The organism is Burkholderia sp. MR1-5-21 (genome assembly GCF_053427715.1).
This window is the reverse complement of sequence record NZ_JBSAXD010000002.1, coordinates 335633-356029: the sequence shown is the minus strand read 5'-3', so window position 1 is coordinate 356029 and position 20397 is coordinate 335633. Positions and strand designations below refer to the sequence as shown.

Sequence of the window (20397 nt, the reverse complement as noted above, 5' to 3'; positions counted from 1 at the left end):
ACGGTTACATCATCTTCGCGACGTTGCCTTGCTTGACCGCGGCCGTCGCCGGCGCCGGCGACGCGTTACCGCCCGCATTCTCGGCAATGATGCGCGCGATTTCGGCGTCGGCTTCGTCGCCGTATTTCGCGAACACGTCGGTCTGGTAGACGGTGTTCTGCACGTTGCCGAGCTGGTTGCCGCTTTCGTCCTTGATGTCGACGTCGACCTGCATCGACAGACCGATGCGCAGCGGATGCTTGTCGAGATCCTTCGGATCGAGTTCGATCCGCACCGGCAGGCGCTGCACGACCTTGATCCAGTTGCCGGTCGCGTTCTGCGCCGGCAGCAGCGAGAACGCCGAGCCGGTGCCGGCCGAGAAGCCGACGACCTTGCCGTGATAGGCGACCGACGAGCCGTAGATGTCGGCCGTCAGCTCGACCGGCTGGCCGATGCGCATATGCTTGAGCTGGACTTCCTTGAAGTTCGCGTCGACCCACACCGCGTTCAGCGGCACGACCGACATCAGCGGAGTGCCCGGCGACACGCGCTGGCCGACCTGCACCGAGCGCTTCGCGACGTAGCCGGTGACCGGCGCGGGCAGCGTGTTGCGCGCATTCGCGAGGTACGCGTCGCGGACCTTCGCTGCCGAGGCGAGCACGTTCGGGTGCGATGCGATCGTCGTGTTCGCGGTCAGCGCGCGGTTCGACGCGAGCTGCTGCTGCGCGGCGTCGAGCGATGCCTGCGCGGCGCGCACCGCGTCGCGCGCGTGCGAGATCTCTTCCTGCGACACGGCGCCCGTCTGTGCAACTGCCATGCGGCGGCGCAGGTCATCGTCGGCCTTCGACAGGTCCGACTGGCGCAGCGCGACCTGCGCGCGGTACTGGTCGTCGTTGACGAACAGGCCGCGCACCTGGCGCACCGTCTGCGCGAGGTTCGCCTCGGCCTGCTGCAGGGCGACCTGCGAATCGGCCGGATCGAGCACGACGAGCGGGTCGCCCGCCTTCACGGTCTGCGTGTCGTCGGCCTTCACCGCGATCACGGTGCCCGTGACTTGCGGCGTGATCTGCACGACGTTGCCGTTCACGTATGCATCGTCGGTGCTCTCGTGGAAGCGCGCCACGAGGAAGTAGTACAGCCCGTACGCGATGGCCGCGATCACGATGACTGCGACGAGCAGCGTCATCATCCGTTTGCGCTTGCCGTTGTTCTGCGGCTGGGCGCTGGCGGCGTTTTGTTGAGGGTCGCTCATGGCGATGTTCTCCGTCCGTTTATTTCGAGTGTCTGCGTAGTGGTCGTGCCGATTCAGTTCGCGGCCTGCCGGGCGGCCTGTTGCGCGGGCCCGGCCTGCGCGGTGCGATCGGTATCGGGTGCGGCGAGGCGCGTGCCGGCAGCATCGAAGCCGCCGCCGAGCGCCTTGATCAGCGCGAACTGCATGTCGCGCCGCCGCATCTTCAGGTTGGTCACGGTCTGTTCCGACGCAAGGCGGTTGCTGTCCGCATTCAGCACCTGGAGCTGCGGCGACAGGCCGGCCTTGTAGCGGATCACGGCGAGGTCGTATGCGCGCGTCGATGCGTCGAGCGCGCGCTGCGCGTCATCCATCTGCCGGTCGATCGCGCGGATCGACGCGACCTGCGTCGCGACGTCGTTCATCGCGCCGATCAGCGTCTGGTTGTAGTTCGCGACCGACAGGTCGAAGTCCGCATAGCGGCCCTTGAGCTGCGCGCGCAGCGCGCCGGCGTCGAAGATCGGCAGGTGGATCGCCGGGCCGAACTGCGCCTGGCGGCTCGCGAAATTCAGGAATTTGCCCCAGCCGAACGCGTCGAAGCCGAAGCCCGCCGCGAGGTTGACGTCGGGGTAGAACTCGGCTTTCGCTTCCTTCACGTCGTGCATCGCGGCTTCGACCTGCCAGCGCGCGGCGACGATGTCGGGGCGGCGCGACACGAGATCGGCCGGCAGGTTGTCGGGCAATGCGACGGCGCCGCCCGGATTCAGCACCGGATCGGCGATCTTCAGTCCGCGGTCCGGCCCCTTGCCGAGCAGTGCGGCAAGCTGATAGCGGACCGTCGTGATCTGGCCGTCGAGGTCGGACAGCGACGCCTGGCTCGTCGCGACGTTGCCGCGCGCGGTCTGGCGTTCGACGTTCGTGTCGAGGCCGGCCGTCACGCGACCGTCGGTGATCTTGCCGACGTCCTGGCGGTTGACGATCTCGCGCTGCGCGATGTCGCGCAGCGCGTACAGCTGCGCGAGCGAGTTGTAGGTGCGGGCGATCGACGACGCGAGCGTGACGCGCGCCTGCTGCAGGTCGGCCTCGGCAGCCTTCTCCTGCGACACCGCCGTGTGCAGGCGCTCGCGATTCTTGCCCCACAGGTCGAGATCCCATGACGCGCTGGCAAGCGCGTTGTTCTCGCTGTACCACGCGCCGCCGTACGGGGGCGGGAAGAGTGCATTGGCCGAATACAGCTCGCGTGTCCACGAATAGCTCGCATCGACCTTCGGCAGCAGCGTCGAGCGCGACGACTCGATATAGGACGATGCCTTCGCGATCCGCGCCTGCGCCTGCGCGATCGACGGATTGTCGGCGAGTGCCTCGTCGATCAGCTTCGGCAGCTGCGGATCGCCGAACTGGGCCGCCCAGTCGAGCGACGGCCACTTGCCGCCCTCGGCCGGCAGGCTCTGGGCGGTTTCGAACTGCGACGCGGGAGCGATCTGCTTGTCGCTCTTGATGCCGATGTAGTTGGCGCAGCCCGCCAGCGCCAGCGCGGCGACTGCGGCAGCGACGGCGGCCCGGCACGACCCGGCACGCACGGACAACGGGGAGGATTTCATCGCGCTGGTCCCTGACTCGGAATGGATGATGGACACTGCAAGGATTCCCTTACATTAATCTGTCGAAGATGATTGTTATGGCAACTATTACGCGACGCCGACGCCGGGTGCTTCGCAGTAGTTGCTGAGGATCCGGCGCAGCATGCTCTTCAGGAAGCCGACTTCTTCCGGCGTGAAGCCGTCCAGCAACTGGTCGAGCACGCTGCGGAAGATGGGCGGCAGCCGCTCGGCGAGCGCGCGGCCTTCGTCGGTCAGTTCGAGCCGCACGACGCGCCGGTCCTCGATGCTGCGCACGCGCGACAGCAGCCCGCGTTTCTCGACACGGTCGAGCAGGCGCGTCACCGCGCTCGCGTCGATGCCGTATTCGCGCGCGAGCTCTGCGGCCGTCGAGCATTTGCCGACCGCGATCATGAACAGCATGCTCGCCTGCGTGCCGGTGATGCCGAGCTCCACCTGCGTGCGCTGCGTGACGAGGTTGGTCATCAGTGACTTCACGCGCGACATCAGATAGCCGACGCTGTCGTTCATCTGGTACGTCGACAGCGACGTGGACTGCGGCTGGGAAGAAGAAGGATCCGACATAAAACCCTGAAGCTGCAATAGTTGACTAGGCAGTAGTATAGGGTCAATTGCTTGCCTCGGCAAATGTTAATCGAACCGCCGACGCCGTGCTCGGTGTACGCGAATACCCCTGACGAATAAGGGTCTTTGACGGATCGGACCGGTCGGGCAGGGCGCCCGGCGCAATGCACGCATGAACGCGGGCGGGAAGGCGTGCCGTATCCGCCGTGTTGCGGTGCAATGTGCGGACGGCTCGCGTCATCCGGACGTGCTATAATTCTCGGCTTTCCAAGCTAGATCGCGCACGCACGTGACAAACGGGCGTGCGCGTTTGCGCACCCAAACGATTTCCAGGTTTCTATGACCCGCGCCCTTCGCAATATCGCCATCATCGCCCACGTCGACCACGGCAAGACGACGCTCGTCGACCAACTGCTCCGCCAGTCCGGCACCTTCCGCGAGAACCAGCAAGTCGCGGAACGGGTGATGGACTCGAACGACATCGAAAAGGAGCGCGGGATCACGATTCTCGCGAAGAACTGCGCGGTCGAGTACGAAGGCACCCACATCAACATCGTCGACACCCCGGGGCACGCGGACTTCGGCGGCGAAGTGGAACGTGTGCTGTCGATGGTCGACTCGGTGCTGCTGCTCGTGGATGCCGTCGAGGGCCCGATGCCGCAGACGCGCTTCGTCACGAAGAAGGCGCTCGCGCTCGGCCTGAAGCCGATCGTCGTGATCAACAAGATCGACCGTCCGGGCGCACGGATCGACTGGGTCATCAACCAGACCTTCGACCTGTTCGACAAGCTCGGCGCGACCGAAGAGCAGCTCGATTTTCCGATCGTCTACGCGTCGGGCCTGAACGGCTACGCATCGCTCGACCCGGCCGCGCGCGAAGGCGACATGCGCCCGCTGTTCGAGGCGGTCCTCCAGCACGTGCCGGTCCGTCCGGCTGATCCGGAAGCGCCGCTGCAGCTGCAGATCACGTCGCTCGACTATTCGACGTACGTCGGCCGGATCGGCGTCGGCCGCATCACGCGCGGCCGCATCAAGCCGGGCCAGCCGGTCGTGATGCGCTTCGGTCCGGAAGGCGACGTGCTGAACCGCAAGATCAACCAGGTGCTGTCATTCAAGGGCCTCGAGCGCGTGCAGGTCGAGTCGGCCGAAGCGGGCGACATCGTGCTGATCAACGGCATCGAAGACGTCGGCATCGGCGCGACGATCTGCGCGATCGAGGCGCCGGAAGCGCTGCCGATGATCACCGTCGACGAACCGACGCTGACGATGAACTTCCTCGTCAACTCGTCGCCGCTCGCGGGCCGTGAAGGCAAGTTCGTGACGAGCCGCCAGATCCGCGACCGCCTGATGAAGGAACTGAACCACAACGTCGCGCTGCGCGTGCGCGATACCGGCGACGAAACGGTGTTCGAAGTGTCGGGCCGCGGCGAACTGCACCTGACGATTCTCGTCGAGAACATGCGTCGCGAAGGCTACGAGATGGCGGTGTCGCGTCCGCGCGTCGTGATGCAGGAAGTCGACGGCGTGAAGCACGAGCCGTACGAACTGCTGACGGTCGACCTCGAGGACGAACACCAGGGCGGCGTGATGGAAGAGCTCGGCCGCCGCAAGGGCGAAATGCTCGACATGGCGTCGGACGGCCGTGGCCGCACGCGTCTGGAATACAAGATTCCGGCACGCGGCCTGATCGGCTTCCAGAGCGAATTCCTGACGCTCACGCGCGGCACGGGCCTGATGAGCCACATCTTCGACTCGTACGCGCCGGTCAAGGACGGTTCGGTCGGCGAGCGTCGCAACGGTGTGCTGATCTCGCAGGACGACGGCGCGGCGGTTGCATACGCACTGTGGAAGCTGCAGGATCGCGGCCGCATGTTCGTGAAGCCGGGCGATGCGCTGTATGAGGGCATGATCATCGGCATCCACAGCCGCGACAACGACCTCGTCGTGAACCCGATCAAGGGCAAGCAGCTGACCAACGTGCGCGCGTCGGGCACTGACGAAGCGGTGCGCCTCGTGCCGCCGATCCAGATGTCGCTCGAATACGCGGTCGAGTTCATCGACGACGACGAACTGGTCGAAGTGACGCCGCAGTCGATCCGTCTGCGCAAGCGCTTCCTGAAGGAGCACGAGCGCCGTCGCGCAAGCCGCGAAGCCGCGATCGACTGACCCGTGTTCCACGCGCCGGACTGATTCCGGCGACGAGTACGACGAAAAGGCTGCCTTCGGGCAGCCTTTTTTGCATCTCGGCGACCTGCAAGCGGCATGCCTGCAAAACTCTCTTTCACGGGGTCGCTGCAATCCGGCCGGAACCCCGCCAGGCCTTGTGCTTTCGTGTCTTTCGTGTGAATCCCGGTATCGGTTCTGTGATATGCTGCGCGCACGCAAGTTTTAGGTCCTTCCAAGCAAGACTTGATTCGCAATCCGCTAAACGGTCAGGCCGTGTCGCGGAAGGTTGAGCAACCCGCTATTTCTCGAGAAGCTCGAAGAAAGGTGAGCGTAAAATGTCAGATGTCATGAAGCAGTTTCAGCTGAACTCCTATCTGTTCGGCGGCAATGCTTCGTACGTTGAAGAACTGTACGATGCATATCTCGATAATCCGGCGTCAGTGCCCGAGAACTGGCGAGAGTATTTCGACGCGCTGCAGAATGTGCCTGCAACGGACGGTTCGAACGCCAACGACGTGGCGCATTTCCCGATCGTCGAATCGTTCGCAGAGCGTGCGAAGGCCAATGCCTTCATCCCGCGCGAAAGCACCAGCAACCTGGCCACCGCGCGCAAGCAGGTGCACGTCCAGTCCCTCATCAGCGCGTATCGCTTCCTCGGCTCGCAATGGGCCAATCTCGATCCCCTGAAGCGTCGCGAACGTCCCGCCATCCCCGAACTCGAACCCGCGTTCTACGACTTCTCCGAGGGCGACCTCGACCAGACGTTCAGCGCGAGCAACCTGTATTTCGGTTTCGACCAGGCTTCGCTGCGCGACATCGTCAAGGGCCTGCGCGACACGTACTGCGGCACGATCGGCGCCGAGTTCATGTACATCAGCGACCCGGAGCAGAAGCGCTGGTGGCAGGAGCGCCTGGAATCGACCCGTGCGACGCCGAACTTCTCGGCTGACAAGAAGAAGCACATCCTGAACCGCCTGACGGCAGCGGAAGGCCTCGAGCGCTATCTGCACACCAAGTACGTCGGCCAGAAGCGCTTCTCGCTGGAAGGCGGCGAAAGCTTCATCGCGGCAATGGACGAAGTCGTCCAGCACTCGGGCAAGAAGGGCGTGCAGGAAATCGTCATCGGCATGGCCCACCGCGGCCGCCTCAACGTGCTGGTCAACACGCTCGGCAAGATGCCGGCGGACCTGTTCGCCGAATTCGAAGGCAAGCACGTCGACGACCTGCCGGCCGGCGACGTGAAGTACCACAAGGGCTTCTCGTCGGACGTGTCGACGGAAGGCGGCCCGGTTCACCTGTCGCTCGCGTTCAACCCGTCGCACCTCGAAATCGTCAACCCGGTGGTCGAAGGTTCCGCGAAGGCTCGGATGGACCGTCGCGGCGACGAAGACGGCCTGCAGGTGCTGCCGGTGCAGATCCACGGCGACGCGGCCTTCGCTGGCCAGGGCGTCGTGATGGAAACGCTGAACCTCGCGCAGACGCGCGGCTACGGCACGCACGGCACGCTGCACATCGTCATCAACAACCAGATCGGCTTCACGACGTCCGACCCGCGCGACGCGCGCTCGACGCTGTACTGTACCGACGTCGTCAAGATGATCGAGGCGCCGGTGCTGCACGTGAACGGCGACGATCCGGAAGCCGTGATCCTCGCGACGCAGATCGCGATCGACTACCGGATGCAGTTCCACAAGGATGTCGTGATCGACATCGTCTGCTTCCGCAAGCTGGGCCACAACGAGCAGGACACGCCGGCCGTCACGCAGCCGCTGATGTACAAGAAGATCGCGCAGCACCCGGGCACCCGTGCACTGTACGCCGAGAAGCTCGTGCAGCAGGGCGTGATCGCAGCGGAAGACATCGACGGCTACGTGAAGGCGTACCGCAAGGCGATGGACGACGGTCACCACACGATCGATCCGGTCCTGTCGAACTACAAGAGCAAGTACGCGGTCGACTGGGTGCCGTTCCTGAACCGCAAGTGGACGGACGCAGCCGATACGGCCGTGCCGCTCGCCGAACTGAAGCGCCTCGGCGAACGCATCACGACGGTCCCGGAAAACTTCAAGGTTCACCCGCTCGTCGAGCGTGTGATCAATGACCGCCGCAACATGGCGCGTGGCGACCAGCCGCTCGACTGGGGCATGGGCGAACACCTCGCGTTCGCGTCGCTCGTCGCATCGGGCTACGCAGTGCGCCTCACGGGCCAGGACTCGGGCCGCGGCACGTTCACGCACCGCCACGCGGTGCTGCACGACCAGAACCGCGAGCGCTGGAACGACGGCACGTACGTACCGCTGCAGAACATCGCCGACAACCAGGCGAAGTTCACGGTGATCGACTCGGTGCTGTCGGAAGAGGCCGTGCTGGGCTTCGAATACGGCTATTCGACCGCCGAGCCGAACACGCTCGTGCTGTGGGAAGCGCAGTTCGGCGACTTCGTCAACGGCGCGCAGGTCGTGATCGACCAGTTCATCTCGTCGGGCGAAGTGAAGTGGGGCCGCGTGTCGGGCCTGACGATGCTGCTGCCGCACGGTTACGAAGGCCAGGGTCCGGAACACTCGTCGACCCGTATCGAGCGTTTCCTGCAGCTGTGCGCGGATCACAACATGCAGGTCGTCCAGCCGACGACGCCGGCGCAGATCTTCCACCTGCTGCGCCGCCAGATGATCCGCCTGTTCCGCAAGCCGCTGATCGTCGCGACGCCGAAGTCGCTGCTGCGTCACAAGGAAGCGGTGTCGGACCTGTCGGAACTGGCGAAGGGTTCGTTCCAGCCGGTGCTGGGCGAAACCGACGCCGGCATCGACGCAAAGAAGGTCAAGCGCGTGCTGGCCTGCTCGGGCCGCGTGTATTACGACCTGGTCGCGCACCGTCGCGAAACGAAGGCGAACGACGTCGCGATCGTGCGTATCGAACAGCTGTATCCGTTCGCGCACAAGCAGTTCGAAGCCGAAATGAAGAAGTACGAGAACGCGACTGAAGTGGTCTGGGTGCAGGACGAGCCGCAGAACCAGGGCCCGTGGTTCTACGTCGAGCACCACCTGAAGGAAGGCATGAAGGAAGGGCAGAAGCTGGCATACAGCGGCCGTCCGGCTTCGGCCTCGCCGGCGGTTGGCTACTACGCGAAGCACTACGAGCAGCAGAAGGCCCTCATCGAAGGTGCATTCGGCCGCCTGAAGAGCGCATCGATCGCGAAATAACCGACGGTAGCGAAACGGGAAAGCGCAACGCGCTTTCCCGAATCTTTTGGTCTGCAGGACGCGCATCGCGCCGCATCGGCCGGAAGACTCGCCAGAACCTCGTCATTACCCAGATTAAGCATCCAGGAAAATCACATGGCTATCGTAGAAGTCAAAGTCCCCCAGCTTTCGGAGTCGGTTTCGGAAGCCACCATGCTGCAGTGGAAGAAGAAGCCCGGCGAAGCTGTTGCGCAGGACGAAATCCTGATCGAACTCGAGACCGACAAGGTCGTGCTCGAAGTGCCGGCGCCGGCCGCAGGCGTGCTCGCGCAAGTGCTGCAGAACGACGGTGACACGGTGGTCGCAGATCAGCTGATCGCGACGATCGACACCGAAGCGAAGGCAGGTGCCGTCGCCGCAGCGGCAGGCGAAGCCGAAGTACAGCCGGCGGCCGCACCCGCTGCCGCACCGGCACCGGCCGCTCAGCCGGCTGCTGCTGTCGCATCGAGCTCGGCATCGGCATCGCCGGCCGCGTCGAAGCTGATGGCCGAGAAGGGCCTCGCCGCAGGCGACGTCGCCGGCTCGGGCCGCGACGGCCGCATCACGAAGGGCGACGTGCTGACCGCGGGCAGCGCGCCGAAGGCCGCACCGGCCGCTGCACCGGCGAAGACCGCCGCTGCCAAGCCGTCGCTGCCGGAAGTCAAGGTGCCCGCGTCGGCGACGACCTGGTTGAACGACCGTCCGGAACAGCGCGTGCCGATGTCGCGTCTGCGTGCGCGTATCGCCGAGCGTCTGCTCGAGTCGCAGCAGACCAACGCGATCCTGACGACGTTCAACGAAGTGAACATGGCTCCGGTCATGGAACTGCGCAACAAGTACAAGGACAAGTTCGAGAAGGAACATGGCGTGAAGCTCGGCTTCATGTCGTTCTTCGTGAAGGCGGCTGTCCACGCGCTGAAGAAGTTTCCGCTGGTGAACGCGTCGATCGACGGTAACGACATCGTCTACCACGGCTACTTCGACATCGGTATCGCCGTCGGCTCGCCGCGCGGTCTCGTGGTGCCGATCCTGCGCAACGCCGACCAGATGAGCCTCGCCGACATCGAAAAGAAGATCGCTGAATTCGGCCAGAAGGCGAAGGACGGCAAGCTGTCGATCGAGGAAATGACGGGCGGTACGTTCTCGATCTCGAACGGCGGCGTGTTCGGCTCGATGCTGTCGACCCCGATCATCAACCCGCCGCAATCGGCAATCCTCGGCGTGCACGCGACGAAGGAGCGTCCGGTCGTCGAGAACGGCCAGATCGTGATTCGTCCGATCAACTACCTGGCGCTGTCGTACGACCACCGGATCATCGACGGCCGCGAAGCTGTGCTGTCGCTCGTCGCGATGAAGGATGCGCTCGAGGATCCGGCACGCCTGCTGCTCGACCTGTAAGCCACGCCCTCTGCATTGACCCGCTCCGCACGGGTGCGCGACGCCGCGCGCCCGTGCGGACGCACAAGAAGAAAGGATTGCCATGTCCAAGGAATTTGACGTCGTCGTGATCGGCGCAGGCCCCGGCGGCTATATCGCCGCGATCCGCGCCGCTCAACTGGGCAAGACCGTTGCCTGTATCGAAAAGTGGAAGAACCCGGCCGGCGCGCTGAAGCTCGGCGGCACCTGCCTGAACGTCGGCTGCATCCCGTCGAAGGCGCTGCTCGCGTCGTCGGAGGAGTTCGAGAACGCGTCGCACCACCTCGCCGACCACGGCATCGCGGTCGACGGCGTGAAGATCGACCTCGCGAAGATGCTCGGCCGCAAGGACGCGATCGTCGAGAAGATGACGTCCGGTATCGAGTTCCTGTTCAAGAAGAACAAGATCACGTGGCTGAAGGGCCACGGCAAGTTCACCGGCAAGACCGATGCCGGCGTGCAGATCGAAGTGAGCGGCGAGGGTGAAACCGAAGTCGTCACCGCGAAGAACGTGATCATCGCGACGGGCTCGAAGGCACGTCACCTGCCGGGCGTCCCGGTCGACAACAAGATCGTTTCGGATAACGAAGGCGCGCTGACGTTCGACACGGTGCCGAAGAAGCTCGCCGTGATCGGCGCGGGCGTGATCGGCCTCGAGCTCGGCTCGGTGTGGCGCCGCCTCGGCGCCGAAGTGACGGTGCTCGAAGCGCTGCCGGCGTTCCTCGGCGCAGCCGACGACGCGCTCGCGAAGGAAGCGGCGAAGCTGTTCAAGAAGCAGGGCCTCGACATTCATCTCGGCGTGAAGATCGGCGAAGTGAAGACGACCGCGGATGGCGTGTCGATCGCATACACGGACAAGGACGGCAACGCGCAGACGCTCGACGCCGACCGCCTGATCGTGTCGGTCGGCCGCGTGCCGAATACCGACAACCTCGGCCTCGAGGCGATCGGCCTGACGGCGAACGAGCGCGGCTTCATCGACGTCGACGACCACTGCCGCACGGCGGTGCCGAACGTCTACGCGATCGGCGACGTGGTGCGCGGCCCGATGCTCGCGCACAAGGCGGAAGACGAAGGCGTGCTGGTCGCGGAAGTGATCGACGGCCAGAAGCCGCACATCGACTACAACTGCATTCCGTGGGTGATCTACACGTACCCGGAAATCGCGTGGGTCGGCAAGACGGAGCAGCAGCTGAAGGCGGAAGGCCGCGAGATCAAGTCGGGCAAGTTCCCGTTCTCGATCAACGGCCGTGCGCTCGGCATGAACGCACCGGACGGCTTCGTGAAGATGATCGCGGACGCGAAGACGGACGAGCTGCTCGGCGTGCACGTGATCGCGGCGAACGCGTCGGACCTGATCGCGGAAGCCGTGGTGGCGATGGAGTTCAAGGCGGCGTCGGAAGACATCGCCCGCATCTGCCATCCGCACCCGTCGATGTCCGAAGTGATGCGCGAGGCGGCACTCGCCGTCGACAAGCGCTCGCTGAACAGCTGAGCGCGATGTAGCGCCGGCCGGCGACTGGCCGGCGCCACCGTTACATGACGAAGGCGGGCGGGGTTTCCCGCTCGCTAGGGGCCGTTCGCCTATGTAACGCGCATGCGAATGCCCGAAATCGCGCGTAGGGCAAGGAGTGACGAGCGCCGTTTGGCCGAGCCAAACAAGCGAGGAACGACGCCGCCATACGGGCGATTTCGGGCATTCCCGTGGAATGTTTTTTTAAATTTGGGGTTGCCACGAGAACGGCCGCTCGCCGCGTTGCGCTCCTTGCGAATACGCCCAGTATTCGCAGCGTCGCGCGCCTCGCGAGCGGCCGTTGTCGTGGCAACGCATGCGCGTTACATAGGCGAACAGCCCCTATTTTTTGGTTTGCCCGATGAACGTCACCGAATACTACGCGCGGGAGCTGACCACGCGCGGCTATCAGTCCGACCCCGCGCAGCGCGCGGCCATCGACCGCCTGCAGCGTTGCTACGACGAATGGGTTGCGTACAAGGCGCGCCGCTCGAACGCGTTCAGGAAGCTCATCATCCATCCGGAACTGCCGCGCGGCGTCTACATGTGGGGGGGCGTCGGGCGCGGCAAGAGCTTCCTGATGGACAGCTTCTATGCGGTCGTGCCCGTGCAGCGCAAGACGCGCCTGCATTTCCACGAGTTCATGCGCGAAGTGCACCGCGAACTCGAGGAACTGAAGGGGCAGGCCGATCCGCTCGACGAACTCGCGCGGCGTATCACGAAGCGCTACCGGCTGATCTGCTTCGACGAATTCCACGTGTCGGACATCGCCGACGCGATGATCCTGTACCGGCTGCTCGACCGCCTGTTCACGAACGGCGTGCAGTTCGTGATGACGTCCAACTACGATCCGGACGACCTGTATCCGGACGGCCTGCATCGCGACCGGATGCTGCCCGCGATCGCGCTGCTCAAGGAGAAGCTCGACGTGATGAACGTCGATGCGGGCGTCGACTATCGCCAGCGCACGCTCGCGCAGGTGCAGATGTATCACACGCCGCTCGGCGCGGACGCCGACCGCGCGCTGCGCCACGCGTTCGCGAAGCTCGCGGCGGTGCCCGACGAGAGCCCGATCCTGCACATCGAAAAGCGCGAGCTGAAGGCGCTGCGCAAGGCCGACGGCGTCGTGTGGTTCGATTTCGCGACGCTGTGCGGCGGGCCGCGTTCGCAGAACGACTATCTCGAGCTCGCGAGCCGCTTCCACGCGATCGTGCTGTCGGAGGTGCCGCAGATGTCGCCGCGGATGGCGTCGGAGGCGCGTCGCTTCACGTGGCTCATCGACGTGCTGTACGACCACAAGGTCAAGCTGCTGATGTCCGCGGCGGTGCCGTCCGAGCAGCTGTACGTCGAGGGCCCGATGGCCAACGAATTCACGCGGACGGTATCGCGGATCGTCGAGATGCAGTCGAAGGAGTATATCGAGACGCCGCGGCGCATCGTGGATACATCGTTGACCTGATCGTGTACCCGGTCAACTGGCTGCATTCAATGGTCAATTCCGGTCAAATCGACGTGATCTCTCGTCAATTTCGGACGAGTCTTATATTCAACGCGGGGGCGAGCCGATATCGTTGCGTCATGGTTCCTAAGGCTGGAGATGTCCATGACACCGTATCGCGATCTGACCGACAACGAGTGGCACCGCGTTGCACCGCTGCTGCCCGAAATGCAGCCGCGCACCGAGTTGCGCGGCCGTCCCCTTGCCAATACGCGCGCCGTGATGAACGGCGTGCTATGGGTGATCTACAGCGGCGCAACGTGGTCGGCGATGCCGCGCCGATATCCTTCGTATCAGACTTGCCACAGGCGCTTCAAGGTGTGGCACGAGACGGGTACGCTGATGCAGGTGATGCGCACGTTGTACGGCGATGCGGGCATGAATCTGTGCAATACGCTCGCGACGCGAATGCGCAAGCACACGCAGTCGAAAGCAGCGCAGGCGCGTGGCGCTGCGGTGCCTGCGCATCGGGGTGCGCGTGGCGCGTATGCGCCGGATGCGCTGAAGCAGGCAGCGTGATCTTCCGGTATGCGCGCACGTCCGCCCAAAATGAAATCGGCCTGACGACTGAGTCGCAGGCCGATTTGCTTTATTTGCTTTGGTGGGCGCACCGTTGCGCGCGCATCGTTACTGCTGGCGAACCCAGGTTTGCGAGCGTCCGAGCAGCGACACGCCGATATACCCGCGCACGACCAGCTTCTGGCCGCCGTCGTCCAGCGTCATCTTGCACTTGTAGACCTTGCCGTTCTCCGGGTCGAGGATGTTGCCGCCATCCCAGTGGTCGCCTTCCTTCTTCATCGCCTTGATGATCGTCATGCCCTTGATCAGCTGATCCTTGCGATCATCCGTGCACGCGCTGCACCGGCGATCGGGCGTGTCGTTCGCGCCGAGGCCCTTGACGACCTTGCCCGACAGCGAACCGTCCGTGTCCTCGGAAATCTGTACGAGCGCCTTCGGCTTGCCGGTGCTGTCGTCGATCGTCTGCCACGTGCCGACCGGGCTGTCGGCCTGTGCAAATGCGTGAGCGGCACAGGCGAGCAGCGCGCCGGCCAGTGCCATCGAACGTAACGGGCGGGTCAGTTGAATCATCGTCTTCCTCCTTGATTTGCATGTCGTTTTCGAACCGCTCGCACGACCGTCTGCATGGGGCGGTAGCCTGTTGCGAGCTCTTTGCAGAATACGTGAAACCGCGCGTCGCGTTTGATAGAGGGGACTCTAATCGAAACAGCCCGCGGCGCGGGCTGTGTGGGGTGCGATCAGTTGAGCTGGTACGAGAACGCGGCGTTGATCCGCGGGCTGCGCGATGCGCTTTCGACCGGCGCGTCGCCGACCGGTTTCGCGACGGACAGGTCGAGGTTGTAGTAGCGGCTGTCGCTCAGCCGCACGCCGAGGCCGACCGACGACAGCCGGTTCGGCTGTGGCGTGCCGGCGTGCAGATACACGCGCGCCATGTCGTACGCGACGTACGGCGTGATCGTCTTCAGGTAGGTCCAGCCCGGCGAGAACCCGCGGTTGATCTCCAGTGACATGCCCCATCCCGAATCGCCCGACGTCTCGCCGGGCTGGTAGCCGAGCGCATAGCGTTGCGCGCCGAACGAGATCTGCTCGGATGTCGGCAGCGAATCGGGGCTGTACTGGCCCGTCAGAGAGATCGACGTGCCAATCCGGAACGGCCACTCGTTGGTCTGCGTGAACGTTGCGCCGGTGCGCACGAAGGTCAGCGAGATCGGGTCGGCGTACGTGATCGTGGTGCCGCCAAGCGTGCCTATTTGCGATTTCGACGCGCCGAGAATGTCGAACGCCTTTGCGACGTTGACACTCAGTTTCCGCACTTGCTTCGGCTCGACACTCGTGTAGTCGAGCTGCAGCTGCATCACGCGAACCTGCGACCGGTTGTCGAGGGTGCCACCGGTGTTCTGATTCTGGTAGCGGTCCTCGTTGTGCGACGCGTAGCCGGATACTGTTCCGAGCAGGCTGCGTTGGTTGTTCAGCAGAATCGGATAGGATGCCGAAAGACCGAGCTTTTCGTTCTTTACGGTGCGCTCGACTGATGACGGCAGCCCGGGGTTGTCTTGCGGCTTGCCGCGGTACGTGCTGGCGTCGAGCCGCGTGATGAGGCCGCTGCTGCCGACCGGCACCGCGCCGCTGAACGCGACGTAGGTCTGCTTATCGCGTCCCGGCGGCGCGAGCGCGGAGATGCTCAACTGCTCGCCGAGCGACGTGAGGCCGTTTTCGGTCGCGGTGATGAGGCCTTGCACACCCGGATGGTTGAAGTCGATCCCGGTACTGATGTTGAACGGCTTGCGGTCGACGTTCAGCTCGAGTGTCGTCGCGCCGTCGGTGGTTTGCGGCGGCGGCACGTTGGCCTTTACAGACACGCCGGGCAGCAGGCCGAACGTGTTGACGTAGCGTTCGAAGGTCGAACGTCGCAGCGGTCGATCGGCGGTGATGTGCGCGGCGATCGCGCGGATCTTCGATTCCATCGCGCCGGGCTTGCCGGTCACCTTCACGTCCGACACATAGCCTTCGACGACGGTCACGCGCACGACACCATTCTCGAAGGTCTGCGCGGGAATGAACGCGAACGACAGCACGTAGCCGTGGTCCTGGTACAGCTTCGTCACGCCGTTCGCGGTTTCGATCAACTGTCCAATCGTGATGTCCTTGCCGACGAGCGGCGTGAAGCGGCGCGAGATCTCTTCGAACGGCACCGACTTGACACCCTCGACCTGGAACGTGGACGGCGTCAGGTGCCGCGACAACAGTTCCTGCAGCTGGGGTGCCTGAGGCGCGACCTGCACGGTCACGTTCGGACCTTTCTTGGGGGCATTGATCTGGGGGAGGGCGTCGAGCGGGTTGCCTGCGACGCGCGTCTGTGCCTGCACTGTGCCTGCCGCCGCCGTGATGGCGAGCAGCATCATCCATGTATCGAGTCTGGATTTCATTGTTCTTCCTCGTTGGCCTTGCTTCTCGTCTTCTAATGCTCGCGCGCGGCATTCGAGGTGCCGCGCGTCGTGTGCCGCAATGCCGGTTGTGATGTCGTCGGCCGCGCATTCGCTCCGGCTTGGAACGCGCGGCCGCCGCGCTTACTTCCCGATGCTGCCCAGCGTGCCGAGCAGGCCTGTGACCGGCGACAGGAGTCCGGTCGAGCTGCCCGACGTGGAGCCTGTCGCGCCGCCCACGAGCGACGTGACCGGCGCGAGCGGGTTCGACGTGCCCCCGGTGCCCGCTGCGCCGGTGACGGTATTCAGCAGACCCGTAACGGGCGCGAGCGGGTTTGCACCGCTTGCGCCGCCTGTCGTGCCGCCCGCTGCGCTGCCCAATGCACCGGTGACGGTGGAGACGAGGCCGGTGACCGGGGCGAGCGGACTGCTGCCGCCCGCGCTGCCCAGCAGACCGGTGACCGGCGCCAGCGGATTGCTCGCGCCGCCCGAGGTCGCGCTGCCGCCGAGCGTGCCGGTGAGCGAGCCGAGCGGCGTCGAGCCGAGTCCCGACAGCAGGCCGCCGAGCGGGTTGGTCGAGCCGGAACCCGATCCCGTGCCGTTCTGTACGGTCACGCTCGTGCCGCCGACGAGGCTCGTGATCAGGCCGGGGATCGGCGCCGCGCCGTTCGGGCCGTTCGGATTGACGAGACCGCCTGCGTTCGTCACGGTGTTGCCGACTGCGGTGACGAGCTGGCCGACATCGCCGACAAGCGGCTGCTGCGACGTGCCCGCGACCTGCTGGCCAGCCGAGCTGACCGCGCCGCCGATCTGGCCGAGCAGGCCGGACACGGGTTGACCGAGGCCCGTCGTCGTGCCGACCTGTTGCGTGACCTGGCCGGCGGTGATCACGAGCGGCGTGATCGCCGAGCTGATCGGTTGCGTGATTTGCTGCACGGGGCCCGACGACAGCGTCGAGCTGACCGTATTGCCTGCTGCGCCGAGGCCGTTGGCGACCGTGTCGAGCACGGTGCCGACAGGCGTCGTGACGGGCGCCAGCGGCGACAGCGGGCCGGTGCCGAGCGCCTTGACGGTCTGGCTCAGGCCGGACACGGTGTTCCCCGTTGCGCCGACAACGTTGCCGAGGCCGGCGACCGTCGTGCCGACCGGGTTCTGCGTGGAGCCGATCTGTCCGAGTCCGTTGCTTACCGCGTCCGTGGCCGCGCCGAGGATCGTGCCGGTGCTGGAAACGGTGTTGCCGAGGCCTTGCGTCACGCCGTTGCCGGCGCCCGGCACGCTGACGTTGCCGACCGTGCTGCCGAGATCCGTGGCGGTGTTGCCGACCGTGCTGACGACGCCGGTGGTGCCGGTCTGCGTCGGGGTGGGCGTCGGCCCCGGGTTCGGGCCGCTCGTGCTGCCGCCGTTGTTGCTGCTGGCCGCCTGCGGCGGCGCGCTTGCGCTGTTGCCGCCGCAGGCGGCCAGCATGCAGGCGGCCGCGAATGCGGTGAGGGGAATGCGCCACTGACGCAGCGCGGCCGACGTGAGAGAACGTTGCTGGGACATGTTTGACTCCTCGCAGTCTTGGCGATGGATGGAACGAGCGGATTTACTTGCCGTGGATGCCGCCGAGCAGGCCGCCGAGCAGCCCTGTTACGGGCGCGAGCGGATTCGACGACGTGCCCGAGTTCGTGACGGCGCCAGTGCCGCCCGACAGCCCGGAAGTCACGCCGCCGACTGCGCTGGTCACCGTGGAGACGGCGCCCGTGACAGGGGCAAGCGGGCTGCTGCTGCCTGCGCCGCCGGTCGCACCGCCGAGCGCACCGGTGACGGTGGAGACGACACCGGTGACCGGCGCGAGTGGGCTGCTGCCGCCAGCGCTGCCGGTCGCGCCGCCGAGTGCGCCGGTGACGGTGGAGACGAGACCGGTGACCGGCGCGAGTGGGCTGCTGCCGCCAGCGCTGCCGGTCGCGCCGCCGAGTGCGCCAGTGACGGTGGAGGCGAGGCCGGTGACGGGCGCGAGCGGGCTGCTGCTGCCTGCGCTGCCGGTCGCGCCGCCGAGTGCGCCGGTGACGGTGGAGGCGAGGCCGGTGACGGGCGCGAGCGGGCTGCTGCTGCCGCCGGTCGCGCCGCCGAGCGCGCCGGTGACGGTGGAGACGAGGCCGGTGACCGGCGCGAGCGGGCTGCTGCTGCCTGCGCTGCCGGTCGCGCCGCCGAGTGCGCCGGTGACGGTGGAGGCGAGGCCGGTGACGGGGGCGAGCGGGCTGCTGCTGCCGCCGGTCGCGCCGCCGAGTGCGCCGGTGACGGTCGAGACGACGCCCGCGAGCGGCGCGAGCGGGTTGGTGACGCCGCTGCCGCCGGTCAGCAGTCCGCCGACTGCCTTCACTGTGTTGCCCGTCGACGAGACGGTGTTGCCGACGCCGGTCGTGACCGGGTTGCCGCCCGTCGATGCGATGAGTGCGCCGCCCTGGTTCAGGCCGTTGCCGAGCGTCCCGAGCACGGTGCTGATCGGTGCGCCAAGGCCCGTCGCGGAACCGATCGTCTGGGTCGTCGTGCCGACCATCGTCGTGATCGGCGTGATCGCGGAACTGACGGCCTGCGTGACCTGCTGGACCGGGCCCGTCGACAGCGCGTTGGTGAGCGTGTTGCCGCCGTTCGCGACGGCGTTGCCGACCGTGGACACGAGACCGCCGACGGCGCCGGTGACGGGCGCGAGCGGCGACAGCGGACCGCTGCCGAGGCTCGTGACGAGATTGCCGGTCTGCGTGACGGCGCCGCCGAGCTGATTGACCACGCCGCCCGTGCTGGCGACCGTGGTGCCGACCGGGTCCTTCGTCGCGCCGAGCTGACCGAGGCCGTTGCCGATGCCGTTACCGAGCGTCGACACCGCGCCGCCCACGCTTTGCAGGATGCCGCCGGCGGCTTGCGTCGTCTGCGGGTCGACGCCCGGCAGCGTCTGGCTGCCGACGACGGTGCCGAGGCCCGACACGGCCGAGCCGGCGTTGGTGACGAGGTTGCTGTTGCTTGCGAGGACGGTCCCCACCGCGTTCGACGACACGCCCGACGTACCGCTCGTGCCGCTGGTCGTCCCGCTCGTGGTGCCGCTGGTTGTCCCACTCGTGGAGCCACTGGTACTGCCGCTCGTCGAACCGCTCGTGCTGCCACTCGTCGTGCCGCTGGTGCTGTCGCTCGTACCCGATGTGCCGCTCGTCGAGCCCGAGGTGCCGCCGCCGGACGTGGAAATCGCATCGCCGCTGCTCGAACCCGAGCCGCTGAGGCCCTTGCTGATCGAACCGGAACCGCCGCACGCGGAGAGGGAAAGCATGGCTGCCACGGTGGCCGCGATCAGAGTCGTCCGGAGCCTGCCATGAGGGATTACCTGAATGTCCATTTCGTCCTCGCATTAAAACTGTGTTGTGTTGGGTGGAGCGCGGACTACTCTGCAACTGTCGTGCCATTCCGGCGGTCGTCGGTTCGACGAATTGTTTTAAACGGGACAACTCCTTTCAGGAAAGGGACTTAGGAGAATTGAAAGATTGTTGAAATTGTTTAAGCGGAGGTGAGTGAGAACGATTTCTGTCGTCTCGTAACGTAACATCACAACATTGGCGTTACGAGAGAGACGTAACGTGGGTGCGGAAAGCCAGGCGGAACGGGTGGTTTGTTTTACTGGTGGATTAGATGTGCACATCTAACCTATCGTTAATCCTATGTGTAAGCCGTACCGAAACACCGTACAAATACGTCGTGCTTCGAGTCGCTTTTTTTCGATCCGGCGTTGAAAGAGGTTGGAATTTAATAGGGATCGGAGATAAGATTTGGGGCAGGTGTAAGGTTTGTACGAATTGGTACATGACGTTCGGGGAGGGCTCCTATCGCGAATGTTAACTTGCATCAAACGACGATCCGCTCCCTTCGGGACGATCTATAAAGAAAGCGCACCTGCTTGTCGTCACGGCTGATGTGGCGAACGATGCGGGGCATGGCCAAATATGCGGGGCACGACAACGTATAAGCGGCCAGAGAAAGATAGATACAGGCACGAGGAAATAAAATGAAAGCAATGATGATTCGCTTCCTTCGGGAAGAAACCGGGGTTACCGCGATCGAATATGGTCTGATTGCGGGTCTGATTGCCGCCTTGATCATTGGTAGCGTGACGTCGATCGGCACCAAGGTCGAAGCGCTGTTTTCCCAGATCGCCAGCTCGCTGCCGTCTGGCTGACCGTTGCAGTCCGGTGTGTGGCGAGCGGGCCGTGATGCGGCTCGCTCGCCGTT

The 20397-nt window shown here is 65.2% G+C and carries 14 protein-coding genes; 7 read left to right on the top strand and 7 right to left on the bottom strand.

The features are described 5' to 3' along the window. Positions 1–4: 4 nt before the first annotated feature. The 3 genes from ACV229_RS04155 to ACV229_RS04145 all read right to left on the bottom strand — a co-directional run bounded on the left by ACV229_RS04155 (position 5) and on the right by ACV229_RS04145 (position 3390). Complete coding sequence (locus ACV229_RS04155; protein WP_448081853.1) at positions 5–1231, bottom strand: HlyD family secretion protein; 1227 nt, start codon at positions 1229–1231, stop codon at positions 5–7. A 53-nt stretch (positions 1232–1284) separates the two neighbouring features. Further along, positions 1285–2808 (bottom strand): efflux transporter outer membrane subunit, encoded by a 1524-nt coding sequence (locus tag ACV229_RS04150; protein ID WP_448081852.1) that lies wholly within the window; start codon positions 2806–2808, stop codon positions 1285–1287. Between the two features lie 87 nt (positions 2809–2895). Continuing rightward, complete coding sequence (locus tag ACV229_RS04145; RefSeq protein ID WP_448081851.1) at positions 2896–3390, bottom strand: MarR family winged helix-turn-helix transcriptional regulator; 495 nt, start codon at positions 3388–3390, stop codon at positions 2896–2898. 339 nt (positions 3391–3729) lie between these two features. Here ACV229_RS04145 and typA point away from each other — a divergent pair, with 339 nt between their 5' ends. From typA to ACV229_RS04115, 6 genes are all read left to right on the top strand, one after another. Beyond that, positions 3730–5556: a translational GTPase TypA gene (gene typA, locus ACV229_RS04140; RefSeq protein ID WP_448081850.1), complete on the top strand. Its 1827-nt coding sequence runs from the start codon at positions 3730–3732 to the stop codon at positions 5554–5556. Between the two features lie 335 nt (positions 5557–5891). Beyond that, on the top strand, positions 5892–8756 hold the full coding sequence (locus ACV229_RS04135; protein WP_448081849.1) for a 2-oxoglutarate dehydrogenase E1 component: 2865 nt from the start codon (positions 5892–5894) through the stop codon (positions 8754–8756). Positions 8757–8891: 135 nt separating this feature from the next. Continuing rightward, positions 8892–10172 (top strand): 2-oxoglutarate dehydrogenase complex dihydrolipoyllysine-residue succinyltransferase, encoded by a 1281-nt coding sequence (gene odhB, locus ACV229_RS04130; RefSeq protein ID WP_448081848.1) that lies wholly within the window; start codon positions 8892–8894, stop codon positions 10170–10172. 82 nt (positions 10173–10254) lie between these two features. After that, on the top strand, positions 10255–11685 hold the full coding sequence (gene lpdA / locus ACV229_RS04125) for a dihydrolipoyl dehydrogenase (RefSeq protein WP_448081847.1): 1431 nt from the start codon (positions 10255–10257) through the stop codon (positions 11683–11685). Positions 11686–12064: 379 nt separating this feature from the next. Next, on the top strand, positions 12065–13162 hold the full coding sequence (zapE, locus tag ACV229_RS04120; protein WP_448081846.1) for a cell division protein ZapE: 1098 nt from the start codon (positions 12065–12067) through the stop codon (positions 13160–13162). Positions 13163–13306: 144 nt separating this feature from the next. Next, positions 13307–13720 (top strand): transposase, encoded by a 414-nt coding sequence (locus ACV229_RS04115; RefSeq protein WP_448081845.1) that lies wholly within the window; start codon positions 13307–13309, stop codon positions 13718–13720. A gap of 108 nt (positions 13721–13828) precedes the next feature. Here the strand turns inward: ACV229_RS04115 and ACV229_RS04110 are convergent, their stop codons facing one another. The 4 genes from ACV229_RS04110 to ACV229_RS04095 form a co-directional block, all read right to left on the bottom strand. Continuing rightward, positions 13829–14290, bottom strand: coding sequence for a DUF2147 domain-containing protein (locus ACV229_RS04110; RefSeq protein WP_448081844.1), 462 nt, complete (start codon positions 14288–14290; stop codon positions 13829–13831). A gap of 167 nt (positions 14291–14457) precedes the next feature. Then, on the bottom strand, positions 14458–16146 hold the full coding sequence (locus ACV229_RS04105; protein WP_448081843.1) for a ShlB/FhaC/HecB family hemolysin secretion/activation protein: 1689 nt from the start codon (positions 16144–16146) through the stop codon (positions 14458–14460). Positions 16147–16287: 141 nt separating this feature from the next. Next, positions 16288–17685: a collagen-like triple helix repeat-containing protein gene (locus ACV229_RS04100; protein WP_448081842.1), complete on the bottom strand. Its 1398-nt coding sequence runs from the start codon at positions 17683–17685 to the stop codon at positions 16288–16290. A gap of 43 nt (positions 17686–17728) precedes the next feature. Next, positions 17729–19510 (bottom strand): collagen-like triple helix repeat-containing protein, encoded by a 1782-nt coding sequence (locus ACV229_RS04095; protein WP_448081841.1) that lies wholly within the window; start codon positions 19508–19510, stop codon positions 17729–17731. 663 nt (positions 19511–20173) lie between these two features. Here ACV229_RS04095 and ACV229_RS04090 point away from each other — a divergent pair. Beyond that, complete coding sequence (locus tag ACV229_RS04090) at positions 20174–20344, top strand: Flp family type IVb pilin (protein WP_448081840.1); 171 nt, start codon at positions 20174–20176, stop codon at positions 20342–20344. Positions 20345–20397: the final 53 nt, after the last annotated feature.